This is a genomic window from Microcoleus sp. A2-C3 (assembly GCF_036706065.1).
Taxonomy (GTDB): Bacteria; Cyanobacteriota; Cyanobacteriia; order Cyanobacteriales; family Microcoleaceae; genus Microcoleus.
In genome coordinates this window covers 44,981-61,179 of sequence record NZ_JAUBVX010000021.1, presented here as the reverse complement: position 1 = coordinate 61,179, position 16,199 = coordinate 44,981, and the positions used below count along the sequence as shown (strand labels likewise).

Sequence of the window (16,199 nt, the reverse complement as noted above, 5' to 3'; positions counted from 1 at the left end):
ATGTTTAGTGATACCACAAGGAAGTTCGGAACTTGCATCCGGGCTCGGTCTTACCAGACTTCGCCTTGGTTTGGAGCTCGTGCTTGACTTTCCTTGCTGCCGAATCAAGTTAATTTTTCTGCCAGTCTGAGCTTAGCAGAACGAGAGCGGGGATTTCTAGCTACTTCTTCCGATTGTGGCACGATCGGCTTTTTTGTCAGTACCTGCAAACAGTCTGTTGCTCTCAATTGGTGCTTAACCGGTCTGTCTTCGAGGCTGTGAAAAGTAATAATTCCGATTCTCCCACCGGGTTTCAACCAATTTGGCGCTTCCTTGAGAAAAGTGTCTAAAGAAGCGAGTTCGGAGTTGACGGCTATCCTCAAAGCTTGGAAAGTGCGGGTGGCGGGATGGATTCTACCGTTACGCTGCTTGGGTGGGAAGCTGCTAGCGATCGCCCCTGCGAGTTCTGTAGTAGTTTCAAAAGGACGTTGTGCGACAATCCGCCTCGCGATGCGCCGCGACAGTCGTTCCTCGCCGTACTTGTAAATAATATCTGCCAGTTTAACTTCTTCCCAGTGATTGATAATCTCTTCTGCGGTCAAAGATTGCTGCTGGTTCATACGCATATCTAGTTGAGCAGGGTGGCGAAAACTAAAGCCTCGTTCCGGTGTATCGAACTGAGCCGAGCTAACGCCCAAGTCTGCTATAATACCATCAAATTCGGCATCAGGAGACTGATATTCAGCAAAATTGCCGTGCCAAAACTCAACGGGATCGTTAGCAAATCGGGCTTTGCAAAAACGGATAGCTTGTTCATCGCGATCGATCGCCACCACACTCACATCAGCCGCCGCCGCTAAAATCAAACTCGTGTGTCCGCCGCCCCCAAGCGTCGCATCCAAATAGCGCCCACCCGGACGCACCGCTAAACCCGCAATTAACTCGGTGGCCAAAACAGAAACGTGATAAGCCTCAATACTCACATCTGATTCAGGAGTCTCCTTCTCAGACGGCTCGATATCCTTCATAATCTATACAAGCGAAACAAAAATCAACAATAGACTGACTAATTACCAATCATTAATTATCAATTATGTCAAGAATTGAGACAAGAACCGAACCAATGGTGCTCAACATGGGCCCGCACCACCCATCCATGCACGGGGTACTGCGGTTAATTGTCACCCTGGACGGCGAAGATGTAGTAGACTGCGAGCCTGTTTTAGGCTATCTGCACCGCGGCATGGAAAAAATTGCCGAAAACCGCACCAACGTGATGTACGTGCCCTACGTCAGCCGCTGGGACTACGCTGCGGGGATGTTTAACGAAGCGGTGACAGTCAATGCACCGGAAAAGTTAGCCAATATTGCTGTCCCCAAACGGGCGAGTTACATTCGGGTAATCATGCTGGAGTTGAACCGAATTGCGAACCACTTGATGTGGGTAGGGCCGTTTTTGGCGGACGTGGGCGCGCAAACTCCATTTTTCTATACTATGCGCGATCGCGAACCAATTCTCGATTTGTGGGAAGCAGCCACCGGCTACCGCATGGTAAACAACAACTACTTCCGCATCGGCGGAGTAGCAGCAGATTTACCCTACGGCTGGGTAGACAAATGCGAAGATTTCTGCGATTACTTCCTGCCAAAAATTGACGAATACGAACGTTTAATCACCAACAACCCTATCTTCCGCCGCCGGATTGAAGGTTTGGGTACAATTTCCCGCGCCGAAGCGATTAACTGGGGACTATCGGGCCCGATGTTGCGCGGTTCCGGCGTCAATTGGGATTTGCGGAAAGTTGACCATTACGAATGTTATGACGACTTCGAGTGGGATGTTTGCACCGAAGCTGCTGGCGATTGTTTGGCCCGGTACTTAGTCCGAATTCGGGAGATGCGCGAGTCAGTTAAAATCCTCTATCAAGCCTTGAAAGGACTCCCCGGCGGCCCTTACGAAAACTTGGAAGCCAAGCGCTTAGAAAGCGGGCCAAAATCTGAGTGGAATAGTTTCGACTATCAGTTTATTGGCAAAAAAGTAGCGCCAACTTTCAAAATTCCCAAGGGCGAACATTACGTGCGGGTTGAAAGCGGTAAGGGTGAGTTGGGAATCTATATTATCGGCGATGACAGCGTGTTTCCTTGGCGCTGGAAGATTCGGGCTGCTGATTTCAATAATTTGCAGATTTTGCCCCACATCGTGCGCGGTGTAAAGATTGCGGACTTGGTGGCTATCCTGGGTAGTATCGATATTATCATGGGTTCGGTCGATCGATAGAACAAAAAGGGCGATCGTATTTTTTGGCTATTTGCTGATGAGTGCGATCGCTACTTTGTTGCAGATGGCGATCGGCTATTATAAATTATGGAAGCTCAACCAAAAGAAATTCAGCGTTACGTCACACCCGACGGCAAAATTCCTTTTACAGAATGGTTAAAATCTATTCGAGATCTCAAAGCTGAAGCCAAGATTCGCGGGAGACTAGACAGAATTAAGCTCGGCAATTTGGGAGACTGTCGCTCAGTTGGAACGGGTATTTTTGAATTAAAAATTGACTGGGGCCCCGGCTACCGCATCTACTTTGGAGAAATAGAGCAAACGATTGTTCTCATACTCTGCGGTGGAGATAAAAGCACTCAAGATCGAGATATTCGTAAAGCTATTGAATATTGGATAGATTACAGGAGTCGAGACAATGCTTAAAAGTGTAAGTTACCAAGACGACTTGATTGAATTCCTCAAAAAACCTGAAGCGGCGGCGGCTTATATGGAGGCGATTTTGGAAGAAAAAAATGTAGAAGCTGAACTCTTGTCACTAGCACTTAGCAATATGGTTGAGGCTCGCGGGGGTGTAATTCATCTTTCAGATGTAGCTAAGTTGGACTATGAAAAGTTAACAAATTTGCTCTCAAAAACAGGAGGAGATGAAGTTTATCTGTTGGTGGCGTTGCTGGATGCTTTGGGACTTCAGCTAAAAATAGGGGTTAAGTCTGATAGTTCAATATTTAAAAGTGAGAGCGATAACGTTGTCCAAACTAGCTTACTCTAGGATAAAAAAAATTGCAGAACATCAATATTTCTCTCTTCCCTCATCCTCTGTGTCCTCTGCGCCCTCTGCGGTTAAAAAAATCTTTATTTCATAAATAAAATAACATCAACCTTAATTTAATTATGACAGTCCAGCAATCAAATATCAATGACAGTAACCCAGAACTCTGCGCTTTAATCAGCGAAAGAATTGCAGCCACTCCGCAGCAGCGCATAACCTTTGCGGAATACATGGATTTAGCATTATATCACCCGCAGTATGGTTACTATAATGGCGATCGACCAAACATCGGCAAACAAGGCGATTTTATCACCTCACCTCATTGGAGTGCTGATTTTGCCGAAGTTTTGGGCGAGCAATTTGTGGAAATGTGGCAAATTCTCGGTAAACCTGATACTTTTGCGATCGTAGAAATGGGCGCTGGGCGGGGAACATTTGCCGCACATTTGCTGCAATATTTGCAACTAAAATATCCCGATTTATTTAAAAGCTTAGAATACATTATTGTTGAAATTTCGCCCGTTTTGCTTGCACAACAGCAGCGACAATTAGCCGAATTCAAAATAGTAAAGTGGTGCAATTGGGATGAAATAGCTAATAACTCTATCGTCGGCTGCTTTTTTTCTAACGAATTAGTCGATGCTTTTCCAGTGCATCAGTTTATTGTAGAAAAAGGGGAAATTAGGGAGATTTATGTTGCCGCAGCCGAAGAACAAAACAAAGAATCTGGAAGCAAGTTTATTGAAGTAGCGGGAGAACTTTCAACCCCTAAAATTGCCGAATATTTTGATTTAGTCGGAATAGATTTGTCCGCGACTGTCTATGCAGATGGTTATCGCAGCGAAGTCAATTTAGCAGCTTTAGACTGGATTAAAACAGTTGCCAAAAAATTGCAGCGCGGTTATCTATTAACAATTGATTACGGCCATCCGGCGCACCGCTATTACAATCCGAGACGCACAGATGGCACGCTGCAATGTTATTACCGCCACCGCTATCACAGCAACCCTTATATTAATATTGGGCGGCAGGATTTAACTGCCAATGCTGATTTTACAGCGCTGGAAAAACAAGGGGAATTGTGTGGTTTGGAGGTAATGGGTTTTACTCAACAGGCTTTGTTTTTGATGATATTGGGTGTGGGCGATAGAATTGCTTCTCTGTCTGCAAATAATGCAGAAGTATTGGATTTGACAACGTTTTTGCGCCGCCGGGAAGCGTTGCACCAATTGATAGATCCGATGGGTTTGGGAGGATTTGGGGTTTTGGTGCAGTGTAAGGGGTTGAAGGAGGAGGAGAAAGGCCAAAAAGTCAAAGGTTTGAGAGTGCCTGATTGATTATTTGGTTGATTTATGCACATTAATTACGCAAGCTTACTCAGCGGCGGAAAATCCCATTTCCCTGAATATAAAGTAGATGGCAACTTTAAACAATAGGCAGCAGGAATCACCTCAATCAACCACCAATTAAACATATCTCGTCGGGCTTCAGTAAAACCAGAAATGGCATCACCAGTAATGGCATCATACATAATATCTAAGATGGCATTATAGGCTGTTTTGCTGTTGAGTGTTTGCAGCAAGCCGTAGAAAATATTATAAGCTTCGTCAGTAGCTTGATATTTTCCTATTTTGTTGATATTAGGAAACAAGGTATCTGCCCAAGTTTCTGGGATTTCACAACCATCCTTCAGCCAACAAGATACAATTCCTTCAACGATATCAGCCTTGTGTTCTTCAGGAAAGTAATGTTTAATGGTCGGTTTAGCTGCTAATGCTATTCCATAAGCCATATAGACGTATCGCTGATGGGATATTGCATCATCAGGCATTCCAAAAGCCGTCATTACTTCTACAAAAGCTTCTTCTACATTGCACTTTCCACCTCGTTCGTATAAATCACGATACTTTCTTTCCCAAACATCCTGAAGTGTTTCCTTTAATTTTTCTGGAATAGTTAAGTTGCTGGGCAATTTAAAATCGGTGTAGTGACCTAGAGCAAACTTTATCATTGACTTTCCCTCCTTATAGTACCATTTATGAAAAATATTGCTACAAAATAAGTGTTGAGGTTGTTTTTTGAACTATTAGAATTTTTGCACTCATTCCCAGACTATCTTGAAATTATCTGCGTTAATCTGCGTTAATCTGCCTTAAATCTGCGGTTGACTGGCTCTATCAAAGATTTATGCAATCTTGTTTATTTTGTCAGGTGCGTCGCCGTGAGATTGTCGATATTTTTTGGAATTTTTTATAGCGACGCACCCTACAATTATATTTCTAATTCTGCGTGTTTTAAGCGCTCCTGAATTGACATTCCCTGCAACTTTTCACTCATTTCATATAAATCAACTTTATCATAATCGCCCTTAAATAGCGGAATTAGAGATTCAACAACAGCAGCAATTCCCTCTGGCGGTACTGCATTTCCAATCTGGCGGCGCACTTCGGTAACAGAACCTTCAAATACAAAATCATCGGGGAAAGTTTGCAGCCTCGCCCTCTCCCGATTTGTCAGTGCACGGGGTTCTGGATAATGATAACCCCAGGTTCCGCCGCCTCCGCCAGCAATGATTGTAGATGACGGTTTATCGGGATGAATTCGTCGATAAACGTGACTGATCATGCCTTTGACATAGTATGGACTGTCTTTGGGAATATCAGAAAAATTCCCTCCGGCTTTAATTCGATTCAAAATTTCAACGGTGCGATCGCGAATTTGATGATTTTGGTTATTGTCAATAACTCGATCGACATCTTGGAGTGCTTCGCCCGCTGTGCGATAAGGATTTTGACGATTAAGGCCGTATTCTGCTTGAGGATGCACGAAATCAAATCCTGTATCCATCCGAATGCCAACTAACAACACTCTTTGCCGAAATTGCGGCACTCCGTAATCGGCAAAATTGTAAAGTTTGGGTTTGACTAAATAACCCGGTGCGATACTTTCAAAGTCGGAAATTATTTGTTTAATTGCTTGATAATTATTGGCACTTAATAAGCCTTTGACATTTTCTGCGACAAAAGCTTTGGGTTTTTTTTTGTTAACAAAATCGAGAAAATATGTATATAAATTGCCTCTGGTTCCTTCAAGTCCGGGGCGCTTCCAAATTAGGGAGAAGTCTTGACAGGGGAAGCCTCCTATACATATTTCGGCTGCGGGAACTTGTGCAATATCTATATTTTCTATGCTGTCGTTGATGATGACATTGGCAATGTTTTTGCTGAAAGTTTTGCAGGCGTATTTATTGGAGTCGATCGCCCAAACTACATCAAACCCGGCTTTGTGGAATGGCAAATCCATGCCACCACAACCTGAAAACAAGGATATCAGTTTTGGTTTGGTTTTCCAGCTTACGTCTTTGAGGCGTTCGAGTGACATATTAGTTCGCAGTGGGACAATAGCCGGCTGAATGCCTGCAACACAGAAGAGTGTGATTATACCAAATAGTCGTCAGGTGCGCTGTGTCAACCGTACTAATAGTCGATCGCCTTTAATCTTTCACTCTTCATCATCTAACTCGATCCCCGCTTGACGCAATTTTTCTGCTAGTCTTTCAGCGCGGAGACTTTCGCGATCGGCCCGTAGCCGTTCCTCTTCAGCGCGTAGCCGTTCCTCTTCAGCGCGTAGCCGTTCTTGCTCAGCCCGCTCCTCTGACCATAACAATAACTCACCTTGGGCATTCCACCACCTCAACCAATAACCAGTTCTAGATTCGTGCGTTCCTTCCCAAATACCCAAAAACAAGTTTAATCCAGGTATCCAAAAACGTCCGTTATTATCCGGTTCTTCCGCTTCATAATGCTCCGATTCTAAAGCATAAACTTCTAAATGAGCGGTAGTTGCTCGAAAAATAACGTATCTTGGTACTTTAATAATTTGCTCATAAAAGAACCATTTACCCACTCGCTGCTTAAACTCAACGGAGTATTCTTCCCCGTAAGTTTCCGAGAGGAATTCCATCACAATTTGAGGGATAGTTCCTTCGGTGTGCGGCGTGTAACTGCGGCGGACTTGCGAGACATTTTGAGGATTGACGGGTTTTACGTACATCCAATCGGGTGCTTTGCAAATAGTCCGCTGTTCGTCACTGGTGGAGGATGGGAAACTAATTCCGGCACAAAGGGCAAAATTAGAAACTATTAAGGCATCCTGCATTAATTCGGGAATTGCGGTTAGAGGTTGGCGCAATGCGGCGGCTATTAAGGGTTGGGTTTCGTCTTCCACGGGGTCGTCCGGTAGTTGAAAATCGTCTGGTAGTAATGGCCAGGTTACTATTAGTTTGACTGGAGGGTTTTTAGTAGCTACTAACATAGTTTATCAGATGTTGTAGGGGTTGATTTTTTTATTATATCTTTTTGTTTTTGAGATTAATTTTGATTGCCGTTTTCTGTGGATGCAGACGGCGGTTGAAACCGCGCCTACAAAAACTGAAGATGTAGACGGCGGTTGAAACCGCGCCTACAAAAACTGAAGATGTAGACGGCGGTTGAAACCGCGCCTACAAAAACAAAGTCCGCCTCCGCGGACTGAAGAAAATCAGGTAATTTCAACTGCCCGGTCTTCTTCAACCCGCGCACCATCCGGGTTTTGCTTGTATAGAAGCGGTTTCAACCGCCCGGTTCTCTACGAACGGGGAGATGTCATTTGGGAATTCGATCGCCCTACACAGCTTTTATCTTCTGTTTTAGCTCGTCTGTCATGGCTAGCAGTTCAGATTGGGCGATCGCACTTTGTTCACCACTGGCCAACCACTTCAATTGTACAGTCTCATTTTCAGCTTCCGCATCACCCAAAACCAAACACGCAACCGCACCGCTTCTGTCGGCTCTTTTAAACTGTTTCCCGAAAGCACTAGCGCTCAAATCTATCTCTACACTAAAGCCAACACTCCGCAATTTTTGAGCTAACAATATTGATTGTTGTTCGGCTTTATCGCCCCTAGATACCAAATAGAAATCTAACTTCGGCGCGGGCAAAGGTTGCAACTTTTGCAGCAGGATAATTAACCGTTCTACACCCATAGCCCAACCGACTGCCGCGGTATCTGGGCCGCCCAATTCCTTGACTAAACCGTCGTAGCGGCCGCCTCCACAAACTGTGGCTTGCGCTCCCAAATCGTCGGAGACAATTTCAAATGCGGTGTAGGTATAGTAATCTAAACCGCGCACTAATCGGGGATTTAACTGATAGCTAATTCCTAAATTTGTGAGCATTTCCTGCACTCGCTCGAAGTGCGATCGCGATTCTTCACCCAAATATTCTAAAATACTGGGAGCACCAGCGACAATTTCTTGAGTGCGCTGATTTTTGCTATCCAAAATCCGCAGCGGATTGCGAGTCAAACGGTCTTGGGAATCCGCGTCTAATTCTTCTTTGTGCGGTGTAAAATAATCGATCAATGCTTGCCGATAATTTTGTCTGTCTTGCTTGTTTCCGACTGAATTGATATCGAGGCGCAAATTGGTTAAACCGATCGCTTGCAGGATGTCACAGGCGATCGCAATTACCTCCACATCCGCCCGTGGATTGGCACTCCCCAAGACTTCCACGCCAATTTGATTGAATTGCCGCTGTCTACCTTCTTGGGCGCGTTCGTAGCGAAACATCGGCCCAGTATACCACAGACGCTGCACGTCTCCGGCCGCGTACAAACTGTTTTGAATAAAAGCTCGCACGACTCCGGCGGTTCCTTCTGGGCGCAAAGTAGTCGATCGATCGCCCTTATCTTTAAAAGTGTACATTTCTTTGCCCACAACATCCGTAGCTTCGCCGATACCGCGTTCAAATAAAGATGTTTGTTCAAAAATTGGCGTCCTAATTTCTCGATAAGCCGCTTTTTTCAAAATTGTTCTAGCGACTTCTTCTATATTTTGCCAATATTGAATTTCTGCGGGCAAAATATCCCGCGTTCCCGGTAAAGTTTTAATTGCACTCATTTTGTTAGTCAGTTGTCATTAGTCAGTTGTAAGTTGTAGTTGTCAACAGTTAACAGTTAACAATTACCTATGCCCTATGCCCTATGCCCTATGCCCTATGCCCTATGCCCTATGCCCTATGCCCTATGCCCTATTCCCAATAACTAATAATTCCCAAGCTCCGTAACGATCGCCATAATAAGCCAAAATGCGATCGACCCGCTGGCGATCGACCAAATCGAACCCATCAGGATACTGTATCCACAAACCCCCAACTTGGCTGTCGTTGTAATCAAACCGCTGCGACTGCTGCGGAATTAAACCAGTTTCCACCCCTTCAACTTGACGCAAATGGGCTGCCACTTCGCGATACACCGCCAGCGGCAATCCAGGGCATTGAATTTGATAGCGGAGTTGTTTTTCTTGTGCCGTTTGCATCATTACTTTGCCTGTCCCCAACCAAAATCCCTATTTAAGATACTTCTTTATTGATCGGCCCTGGTAGAGCGCAACAGTTAATATCGTCCAAACATACCTTCCCCCACTGCAACGCCCAACGTACCAGCGAAACTCGATTGTCAGCGGGCGTCTTGTTCAAGATATTACTAATGTGGTTGTCAACAGTACGCTTGCTAATCTCTAACTTTTCAGCGATTTTCTCATTGGTCAATCCCGCCGCTACTAACTCTACCACTTGCAATTCTCTGTCCGAAAGGGTGACAGGGGTGCTGGAGACGCTCCCGTTCATAAATTTTTCCTATGTGTGCATATTTACCTATATACAATTCTAGAGGATGAGGGAGCGAGTATGAAGAGAAAATTAAATCTGCTGCGGCTGCTTTTTCACAGTGCAAGCACCAACTCGCTTGCATAATCGCGGCTTCGTGGAAAAGAAGTCGGGGACACCGCAAGACGCACCAGCAGCACAGCAGGCGCATGGGGTGGCGGATGCTAGCTTTCCCTGAATGCACCTGACATCCGGGCCCACAAACCCGGAGATGTTGGTAAGTAAAACTGCTGATACGCCCGCACTGCACTTGTGCGTTGAGCCTGTAACTGCCGGTATCAGCAAGTCTGATATTATAGGGAGCAGCCATTAAAAAATAGCTGACAATTTTTATGGGATGGGTTAAAAATAATTATTGACTTGTCTGCTGCGGCTCTAAAATCTAAAATCGTTCGACGCTCGCGCTCACACCGAAATCTAAAATCTAAAATCTAAAATCAATATGACTTATCCTCGCGTTCTATGTCTGGGTGAAATTTTATTTGATTGTTTAGCAGACAAACCAGGAGCATCTCTAGAAGAGGTAGAATCTTGGACGGCGTATCCCGGTGGCGCTCCTGCAAATGTTGCCTGTGCTGTGTCTAAATTGGGGACTGAGGCGGCATTTATCGGTGCTGTGGGGGGGGATGAGTTGGGGAATTCCCTCGTGCAGGTGTTGCAAGAAGTAGGGGTTGATACCGCTGGAGTGCAGCGCCATCCGAGTGCGCCGACGCGACAAGTTTATGTGTTGCGGAATGAAGCGGGCGATCGATCTTTTGCAGGTTTTGGTAAATTGGATACTGCGGAGTTTGCTGACACCCGCCTCCAGGCCGCCCAAATACCCGAGGTGCTGTTTGAAAATGCCGAATTTTTAGTGCTAGGCACTTTAGAATTAGCTTATCCTGAAAGTAGAGAGGCGATCGAAAGAGCGATCGAACTAGCAGAACGTTACGACGTTAAAATTATAGTTGATATCAATTGGCGTCCCGTGTTTTGGCCAAATCCCGACGAAGCAAAAGCGCACATCATAAAACTCTTAAAAAAAGTAGATTTTCTCAAAGTATCTGACGAAGAAGCCGAATGGTTGTTTGCAACTACCGATGCTGGAGCTATTACCTACCGCCTCGATTCTGTAGAAGGCGTTTTGGTGACAGCGGGCGATAAAGGTTGCTCCTACTGTCTGTCGGAAAATGAAGGAAAAATCCCCGTCTTTGCAGTAGATGTTGAGGATACAACAGGTGCGGGCGACGGATTTGTCGCTGGTTTTGTGCAACAGTTGTGCAAGCAGGGAATTAAGAATTTAGCAGATTCAGAAATAGCAAAAAAAATTGTTACCTATGCAAGTGCGGTGGGTGCGATGACAGCGATGAAGCCTGGAGCAATTGCAGCTCAACCAACCGCCACTGAAGTAGAAGCTTTCTTGTATTTGTACAAAAATCATCCCGCCAAACATCCATAGGTTCGTAGTGAGGACTTTAGTCCGCATAAAGAAGGACTAAAGTCCTCACTATCAAACCTGTTTTTTGTGGGAGATTAACCGCCAATTAGATTATTTTTAATCTGGCGCACCATTACCTCTAGCGGCTGCGAAGCATCTATAATAATTGCAGTTTCTGGTTCTTCGAGAGTAGCGAACTGACTTGACAGCAAGTCTACTTTCATATAGTGATTTTCGCGAGCATTTAACCGAGATGCTAATAGCTGAAAAGAAGCTTTGAGATAAACTATTTTCATTTGCTGCTGGTCTCGGCAGAGCATTTCGCGGTAAGATGCTTTTAAGGCAGAACAAGCTAATACGACATTTTTATTTTCCAACAGCCACCTGTCGATTGTAGCTTGCAAGTGCAACAGCCAAGGCAGGCGATCGGCATCTTCTAAAGCAATTCCTCGACTCATTTTCTCGATGTTTGCTGGCGGGTGAAAATCGTCGGCATCGCTGAAATCCCAATGGAGAGATTGCGCCAGCAACTTGCCAACAGTAGTTTTTCCCGAACCGGAGACTCCCATCACGATCGCAATCATCGCTCTTATTTACTAAATATTTGTAATTCGATCGAGTTGGGCGTGAGACAAACCGAGTTTCTTAAAAATTTTCATAAATCATACACCAGAAAAAAATTAAGAAACTCAGTCTATTTCTAATTATCGCTCAAACTTCTTCCCTCGTGTTTCTAATTAAATTATAAGCGAATACCCCGATAATTCCACCAATGATGGGGAATATAATAAACGCCCACAACTGTTGGATTGCCCAGGTGCCTTGAAAGATAGCCACACCGATACTTCTAGCGGGGTTAACTGATGTATTAGTTACGGGAATTCCGACTAAGTGAATCAACACCAGCACCAAGCCGATCGGAATTCCGCCCAAACCCACGGGATAATGGGGATCGGTAGTACCCATGATGGTAAATAACAGAAAAGCCGTCAGTACAATTTCCGTCAAAGCTGCTGCTAAAAGCCCGTAACCTGTGGGAGAATGTTCTCCAAAACCGTTGGAAGCAAATCCCGAAGCAGCCGCATCAAAACCCGGTTTTCCTGATGCTATCAGATACAAAACAAGACCGCCTAAAATTCCGCCTAAAATCTGACCTCCTATATAATAAGGAAGCAAAACAGCATCGATCAGTTTAGCAACTACTAAACCGATGCTTACCGCTGGATTGATGTGGCATCCAGAGATCGGCCCGATCGTATAAGCCATAACTAAGAGGGATAAGCCAAAGGCGATCGCCACTCCCAAAAAGCCGATTTTGTCTCCAGCTAAAACCGCACTGCCGCATCCACCTAATACCAGTACAAAAGTACCGAAGGCTTCAGCAACTCCTATTTTTATTTTTGTGTCCATGCTCACCCTCTCTATTTTTGATAGGTTAATTATGCACCCTGTTATGATCTGACATTCTCAAAATTAGAGCTACATTTTTTTTCGCCAGCACTACAATACCAAGGAAAACCTTACAAGGATCTGTAACTTTAATTTATAGAATGTATATTGTCTCAACTGAAATTGTGGAATTTGAATTTAACAAATTAGCTCAGAGCTTACTATTTTATGAAAAAAATGTCAAGCATTAGCGGTTTTTTAATATAAATTGTGCGAATCAATCACAAATACTTAACTGATTTTTATATGATTGTGGAATTAAATTGTCAATAGTCAGCCTATTTTTTGTATAACTTTGGTAAGCTATTAGTAATTTATTTCAAAATAATTAATTTGGGTTTTTGGCTAACTTGACGATCGCAATTTTACTGCTTGTTGGCTGTAAGGGCGATCGCACTTGCAGCTAAAACATCACTGCTAACCGGCTGGTACATCGGGCCTTGGAAGGGGCGAAAGTCTCGCCAATCGGCGGTCATCTTGCACAGCAAGCGGAACTGTAGCGGCGTTGGGGGTTGATTGAGGCGATCGACTTCTACGCGAACCAATTCTCGATGCTGCGAGATAATATTAAAAATATCATCCAAAAGATAGCGCGGACAATAGCCTACAATCCAGCGATCTTTAGTACACAGAAGCAAAGCAGAGGAATCGTGCGGATTTTGAAATTCGTGGGCTAAATACAAAAGTTCGCCCACTTGAAGCTCATTAATCCGTTCAATTGCCGGCTTGGGAAGGTGTCGCAGTCCATGTGCAAAAAAATGGATGCGGTAACGTCCATTTTCATCCGGTTCGGGACAGGGGAATACCTCAAATTTATCAGTTACCCGTTTCCCTCCGCTGCGGGCCAATAAAGCAATTGGGTCATCTTCGTGTTGAGGGATATTCAACCACTGTACAAATTCAGGGTAGTCAGGGCGCGATCGTGGCATCACTCGATTGGAAAACAAGGGAAACAGTTTCTGTGAAGTGTAAACCTTATTGAAATCAGGGAAAGATGGCAAGGGTTCAAACCTGTACTTATGTTGAGCTTCTAGAACACCATTTGTATAATTGAACTGGTATTCTTTACCGTTAAATGTCAATTTTGCGATCGGAAACCAAGAACTGCTGCCGGGGTCTTGCCAAGCCAAAAATAGTGTTTTCAAAGCAAATCTCCTGTCAATTCAAGTAGCCTTTCTCTGTTAAATTTAAGTATTTGTTGAGAAAAATCAATGGTAATTGGTGAAATGCGATCGCGCGGTATCCGGTTAAAAATGGCTAGCGTATCATTAGCTGAAATCCTCGCAAGGCAATTGAGCCAAATTTTGGCTGCTTGGGGATAGTCTAGCGCTGCTTCGTGGAAGGCCTCAAAAGTCTTGAGAGGCTTGGGTCTATTATCGCTAGCATATAACTGAGAACAGCATCTTTTAGCATAAGCTTGGACTGAATAGCCAGTATCTTTTGTAATCAATCTCTTTTGCCGTTCTTCATCAGATATCCGCACTGCCAAACTAGAGGCATGGTCGTGAGTTGGTGCTAGATATCTGGCGATATTTAAAGTAGGATCGCTTTCGGGTTTATCTAATACACCCCAATTCTCTGAGTGACGGTCTGTATTGCCAATCCAGGCATCTAATAGCAAATATCCGATAAAAGTTTCTACTGCTGTTTCTATCCCAACTGGCGCAACCCAATCGAGGGGCAAATTAACAGAATTGTCTGCGATCGCATTCAACACAATATTAACTGTGTGCCGTGCGTTCGCAGACAAAACTTGATTCCCAGGAATGAAACTGCCACCATCGGGCAAAAATGATGGTGAGACAGTTCCGCGTTGACTTTTCCAAGTAGCCAGTTCATATTGAGCATGGGGCAGCCCGAGCAGTTTGCACAACTCGGCTGCAATTTTTTCCGCCCAATCTTCACCTGTATTTTGTCGAGACTGTTTGTACAAGCAACGCCCTAAATTTTGATGGTCAAACCAGAACTTGTACTTAGTTCCCATAGTCTCAGTTTCAGATAGCTCATAGGCTGCTTCTGGAACTACAATAATAGGGAACTCTTCAGGCATTGTGTCAACCTTGAAAAACACTAAAAACTACTGTCTAACGCAGGAATTCGCGCGGATCAGTGACATATCCAGTTAGCGCCGAAGCCGCCGCCGTGTAAGGCGAAGCTAGATAAACTTGCGCTTCTTTGTTACCCATCCGGCCGGGAAAATTCCGATTAGTTGTAGACACGCAAATTTCGGGTTCATTCATCCGTCCAAAAGTATCTTTCGGGCCACCCAAACAAGCGGCGCAAGAAGGCGCTGCGGGTTCGATGCAGCCGGCGGCTAAGAAGATTTCCGACAGCGTTTGACCGTCGTATTTTGTGACAAACAAATCTTCGTAAACTTTCTGAGTAGCCGGTACTAAATATGTCGGAACTTTGACTTGATTTCCTTTGAGAATGCGGGCTGCATTCAAAAAGTCGGAGGTTTTTCCGCCGGTACAGGAACCGATGTAAACGCGATCGATCTTGACATCGCGACAGTTGCGGGCCAATTCGCGGTTGTCGGGGGAGTGCGGTTTGGCGACGACAGGTTCTAATTTGCTGACATCGTAGGTGCGATCGCTATAAAACGTAGCATCAGCATCGGTGTAAAATGCTTCAAAGGGCACATTTGTACGAGGATTAACGTAATCAAACGTGGTTTTGTCCGCAGCCACCGTGCCGTTTTTGCCGCCAGCTTCAATCACCATATTGCATAGCGTCATCCGTTCTTCCATCGTCAAACGATCGACTGTATCGCCCGCAAATTCCATTGTCCGGTAGTTAGCACCGGCAACGCTGATATCGCCAATAATTTGCAAAATCAGGTCTTTTGCTAACAAATAATCCGGCAGTTCCCCGTTGAGCACAAAGCGCATAGTTGCCGGCACTTTGATTAACAGTTTGCCGGTTCCCATAATAAAAGCAGCATCCGTATTACCGATACCGGTCGCAAATTGTCCGAAAGCGCCGGCATTGCAGGTGTGGGAATCTGTGCCGAATAGCACTTCGCCGGGCCGCGTGTGGCCTTCTTGTGCTAGGGCGATGTGGCAAACTCCTTTGTAGTCGGGATTTGCTTTAAAGTCCGATCGATCTGTGATGTCGTAAAAGTATTTTATCCCTTGTTCCTTGGCAAAATCGCGGAGAATATCGACGTTGCGGTTAGCGCGTTCATCGTTGGTGAAAATATAGTGGTCAGGAATTAAGACGATGCTGTCGGGATTCCAGACTTTAGCATTTTCGCCGAATTCGCGTTTGAAAACGCCGATAGTGCCGGGCCCGCAGACATCGTGGGTCATCAACACGTCTGTTTCTACCCAAATGTTTTCTCCGGGCTCGACTTTAGTGCGGCCTGATGCTTTGGCTAAGATTTTTTCGGTCAGGGTCATTCCCATAGTGCGATCGCTCTTTTAATTTAGATGCTACATAACTGTATTGTAAGCGAAACATTCCCTGTTACCGAAGATACAAGTTAAAGAAATAGAAAAATTTCGGTTTTAGTCTCGGTGTCCGTGCCATATCGCAGAATGATTAAATTAACATCAATTCAAGTGAATTATTTTGAATTCTTCCAAGGATTCAACCCA

17 protein-coding genes are annotated in these 16,199 nt (G+C 44.8%); 5 read left to right on the top strand and 12 right to left on the bottom strand.

The annotated features are described in order from the left end of the window. Positions 1–104: 104 nt before the first annotated feature. Positions 105–1,007, bottom strand: coding sequence for a 16S rRNA (cytosine(1402)-N(4))-methyltransferase RsmH (gene rsmH / locus QUB66_RS13775; protein ID WP_332968257.1), 903 nt, complete (start codon positions 1,005–1,007; stop codon positions 105–107). Between the two features lie 65 nt (positions 1,008–1,072). Between rsmH and QUB66_RS13770 the strand changes: the two genes are divergently transcribed. From QUB66_RS13770 to QUB66_RS13755, 4 genes are all read left to right on the top strand, one after another. Further along, positions 1,073–2,257: an NAD(P)H-quinone oxidoreductase subunit H gene (locus QUB66_RS13770; protein WP_265233871.1), complete on the top strand. Its 1,185-nt coding sequence runs from the start codon at positions 1,073–1,075 to the stop codon at positions 2,255–2,257. An 87-nt stretch (positions 2,258–2,344) separates the two neighbouring features. Continuing rightward, positions 2,345–2,683, top strand: coding sequence for a type II toxin-antitoxin system RelE/ParE family toxin (locus tag QUB66_RS13765; RefSeq protein ID WP_332968255.1), 339 nt, complete (start codon positions 2,345–2,347; stop codon positions 2,681–2,683). Next, positions 2,676–3,029 (top strand): helix-turn-helix domain-containing transcriptional regulator, encoded by a 354-nt coding sequence (locus QUB66_RS13760; protein ID WP_332968254.1) that lies wholly within the window; start codon positions 2,676–2,678, stop codon positions 3,027–3,029. The genes QUB66_RS13765 and QUB66_RS13760 overlap by 8 nt, the downstream gene beginning before the upstream one ends. 122 nt (positions 3,030–3,151) lie before the next feature. After that, complete coding sequence (locus QUB66_RS13755) at positions 3,152–4,366, top strand: class I SAM-dependent methyltransferase (protein WP_332968253.1); 1,215 nt, start codon at positions 3,152–3,154, stop codon at positions 4,364–4,366. A 26-nt stretch (positions 4,367–4,392) separates the two neighbouring features. On the opposite strand, the gene QUB66_RS13750 is transcribed toward QUB66_RS13755, so the two are convergent. From QUB66_RS13750 to QUB66_RS13725, 6 genes are all read right to left on the bottom strand, one after another. Beyond that, entirely contained in the window at positions 4,393–5,040 is a 648-nt protein-coding gene (locus QUB66_RS13750) for a hypothetical protein (RefSeq protein ID WP_332968252.1), read from the bottom strand. A gap of 260 nt (positions 5,041–5,300) precedes the next feature. Next, positions 5,301–6,410 carry a DNA cytosine methyltransferase gene (locus tag QUB66_RS13745; RefSeq protein WP_332968251.1) on the bottom strand — a complete coding sequence of 370 codons (1,110 nt, stop codon included), beginning with the start codon at positions 6,408–6,410 and terminating at the stop codon, positions 5,301–5,303. 120 nt (positions 6,411–6,530) lie between these two features. Beyond that, entirely contained in the window at positions 6,531–7,343 is an 813-nt protein-coding gene (locus QUB66_RS13740; protein WP_332968249.1) for a Uma2 family endonuclease, read from the bottom strand. A gap of 350 nt (positions 7,344–7,693) precedes the next feature. Next, entirely contained in the window at positions 7,694–8,968 is a 1,275-nt protein-coding gene (gene hisS, locus QUB66_RS13735; protein WP_332968248.1) for a histidine--tRNA ligase, read from the bottom strand. Between the two features lie 123 nt (positions 8,969–9,091). Further along, a complete protein-coding gene (locus QUB66_RS13730) occupies positions 9,092–9,385 on the bottom strand; it encodes a hypothetical protein (RefSeq protein ID WP_332968297.1) in 294 nt (97 codons plus the stop codon). 34 nt (positions 9,386–9,419) lie between these two features. Further along, positions 9,420–9,695, bottom strand: coding sequence for a helix-turn-helix domain-containing protein (locus QUB66_RS13725; RefSeq protein WP_265233862.1), 276 nt, complete (start codon positions 9,693–9,695; stop codon positions 9,420–9,422). Positions 9,696–10,176: 481 nt separating this feature from the next. On the opposite strand from QUB66_RS13725, the gene QUB66_RS13720 reads away from it, so the two are divergent. Next, the gene (locus tag QUB66_RS13720) at positions 10,177–11,172 is read left to right on the top strand and encodes a carbohydrate kinase family protein (RefSeq protein ID WP_332968246.1); all 996 of its coding nucleotides are present in this window, start codon (positions 10,177–10,179) and stop codon (positions 11,170–11,172) included. A gap of 74 nt (positions 11,173–11,246) precedes the next feature. Here the strand turns inward: QUB66_RS13720 and QUB66_RS13715 are convergent, their stop codons facing one another. The 5 genes from QUB66_RS13715 to QUB66_RS13695 form a co-directional block, all read right to left on the bottom strand. After that, the gene (locus tag QUB66_RS13715; RefSeq protein ID WP_332968244.1) at positions 11,247–11,735 is read right to left on the bottom strand and encodes a gluconokinase; all 489 of its coding nucleotides are present in this window, start codon (positions 11,733–11,735) and stop codon (positions 11,247–11,249) included. A 127-nt stretch (positions 11,736–11,862) separates the two neighbouring features. Then, complete coding sequence (aqpZ, locus tag QUB66_RS13710; protein ID WP_332968242.1) at positions 11,863–12,561, bottom strand: aquaporin Z; 699 nt, start codon at positions 12,559–12,561, stop codon at positions 11,863–11,865. A gap of 404 nt (positions 12,562–12,965) precedes the next feature. Next, the gene (locus QUB66_RS13705; RefSeq protein ID WP_332968241.1) at positions 12,966–13,745 is read right to left on the bottom strand and encodes an HIRAN domain-containing protein; all 780 of its coding nucleotides are present in this window, start codon (positions 13,743–13,745) and stop codon (positions 12,966–12,968) included. After that, positions 13,742–14,650 (bottom strand): hypothetical protein, encoded by a 909-nt coding sequence (locus tag QUB66_RS13700; RefSeq protein WP_332968239.1) that lies wholly within the window; start codon positions 14,648–14,650, stop codon positions 13,742–13,744. Before QUB66_RS13700 ends, QUB66_RS13705 begins: the two co-directional genes overlap by 4 nt. Before the next feature lie 34 nt (positions 14,651–14,684). Then, positions 14,685–16,007, bottom strand: a complete 1,323-nt coding sequence (locus tag QUB66_RS13695) for a 3-isopropylmalate dehydratase large subunit (protein WP_321161519.1) — start codon at positions 16,005–16,007, stop codon at positions 14,685–14,687. Between the last annotated feature and the right edge of the window lie 192 nt (positions 16,008–16,199).